At 48.1% G+C, this 2,225-nt stretch carries 3 protein-coding genes; all 3 read right to left on the reverse strand.

Going from position 1 to position 2,225, the window contains the following annotated elements; genetic code table 11:
• Positions 1–81: 81 nt before the first annotated feature.
• Entirely contained in the window at positions 82–651 is a 570-nt protein-coding gene (locus tag KB557_RS10840) for a hypothetical protein (RefSeq protein ID WP_255134112.1), read from the reverse strand.
• A gap of 34 nt (positions 652–685) precedes the next feature.
• Positions 686–1,456, reverse strand: coding sequence for a TIGR04255 family protein (locus KB557_RS10845; RefSeq protein WP_255134114.1), 771 nt, complete (start codon positions 1,454–1,456; stop codon positions 686–688).
• Positions 1,457–1,726: 270 nt separating this feature from the next.
• Positions 1,727–2,225 (reverse strand): TerB family tellurite resistance protein (locus KB557_RS10850; protein WP_255134115.1); only part of this gene is annotated, 499 nt, incomplete at its 5' end.

Below are 2,225 nucleotides of genomic sequence, written 5' to 3' on the forward strand. Positions count from 1 at the left end.
GAGAATATCAATAATTCCCTTAACTAAAGACTTGTGAGTAATATCACTTTTTAGCAAGTACTCGTTCAGGTTTCTACGCCCTTACTCCCCAGAGCATACACACAAAAAAGAGGCCGCTGCTTGAGCCAATCGCTTGCAGGGGCTTTGCAAGCAATTAATGACAAGATCAGTTAAGTAATCACAGTTAGTGTCAAAATCCGCATCACAGAGAGACGAAAGCAAAATATGCTTGCCAAGATCTGGGATTGACCTAAAATGATGTGCAATTATTGAATGATCAATCGGATTAGATTCGACAGCCCAAGCTATCACCTCTTCAGCAATTCTGTACAGATAATCCTCGTTAAAATTGTCAGCCGATGCAAGCTCTATAAATGCGCTTAACACTGCATCTGGAATAGAGCTATTCAAATCGGGAAGCTTGTATTGATGATAATAGTCGGAGGTGATATTGCCATATATATTTTTATACTGAAGTCCGGCCCAACTGGCAAAGAATATACTTGTCAGCGCTCGCAGTGGATTACGATTAAGAAAAGTCGATAGTCTATCTTCTTCGGAAGCTAAAAGAAAATGAATCAAGCGGTAGCTGTAGTCCGATTCGCTAAGAACATGACTGACAGTGCCTAAACTACTCCCGAGTTCTAGCACGACAGCGTAATGGGACCCTCCAGCCTGGACTTCATTAGATTGATTTTGGCGATAGGGATTCGCGTAGCTTCGGGGTAATAGCCCAGTTGAAGAAGTTTCGGGATTCTGCATTGAATTCGTCAAGGGTGAGTAGGGCGTCAGCGATTTCGACAGGTGAATCAGTGTAGCAATCAGAGTCAATCAAACACACGGGCTCACTAGATCCCACCCTGAGTGCTAGCCCAGATCTCACGCTAATCTTGGCGCCAGAAATGTCAAGGGTGTAACCGAATGTCAATAACGCTTCAGTAAGATCAGATTCGGCAAACTCCGTTATTGACAAGGCTCCCAAGATATGAGGCTTAACAAGTTCATGCCAAGGAGATTCTTCAAGGCCTAACTCTGACTTGACGATCAAGTCCTGGTATCTCAAGCCAATGCGCGTCAAAAAAACTGGAGAATAGATACTTATAAAGGCCTTCAAGGCAACATCCAATCGCTCTCTAAACTCTTCCCATTTTGCATATCTCAATGTAGATAGCGAAAGAAAGCTGCTTGAAAGAACAAGTTTCCATTCAGCTGTTTTATCAACAAACTCAAATGACTTTATCTGCTCCACAAAACCACTGCTGGCTGCACCTCCCGGTTGAGAACCAGGCTCTGCTAACAATGCTGATAAGGGGAGCTCGCGCTTGGCACTGAAGTTTGGATACTCATTCCTAATAGCTTCTTGGAATTGATATGGGTCTTCATTGTCTATTTTTAATATTTTTGGGAATCTAAGTTGGCAAATAACCTCAACTAGAGGATTTTTTTCATATCTCACTCGCGGGGAAGCTGGGAACCTCATGGCTTTGAGATTAGATGCATGCAGCCTAGCGCATTCTGCAGGTTCATGGTCAAGAAAACTCAGAACAAGACATCCGAGCCATCGAACTCTCGCGAGTGGAGCTAAAAAATGAAATAGGTATATCTTTTGGCGACAGAGATTCAGCTTGGCCTTGGCTCTGCTTGGCATAGGCTTCGGCCTTGAAGCAGTGATTACTCATTGGGCTGAATACCGCTCTTGGTGATTGCTTGATGATCGGTTCGTACTTTATGCCTTCAGCTGATCCACCAGCACCGCGAACTGAGCCTTGTACTCCTCCTGGTTCAGCTCCCCAGCCGCAAACCGCTGGGTCAACCGCTCCATTCCCGCCAGGATCACCTCATTGGTTTTCTCTTCCACCGTCACTTCAAAATTCACGGCTCCGGGCTCCGCCGGCTTGTCCTTGTTGAAGAGCTTGCCCGCCCAGCCCAGTGCCTCGCCCACCTTGGCCCCCGCACGACTGGCCACATCTCCCGCGGCGAAGAGCGCCTGATCGAACGCGCCATCCTCCCGGCGGAACCGCTTGGCCAACGCGGGCTGCTCCTCCAGAAGCTGCCCCTGGCCGAGGGCCTCCAGCAGTCGAGCCAGCACGTCCTGCTCAGCGGCCTGCAGCTCGCCATCGGCAGCGGTGATCAAACAGAAAACACGCGCCACAGATTCACGGTTGGCGGGCTCCTGGATTGAACGCAAGGCCGCGCAGACCCCGTCCAAATCAGCATTCACCTTC

This window comes from Synechococcus sp. Cruz CV12-2-Slac-r, from assembly GCF_024346075.1.
Taxonomy (GTDB): domain Bacteria; phylum Cyanobacteriota; class Cyanobacteriia; order PCC-6307; family Cyanobiaceae; genus Synechococcus_D.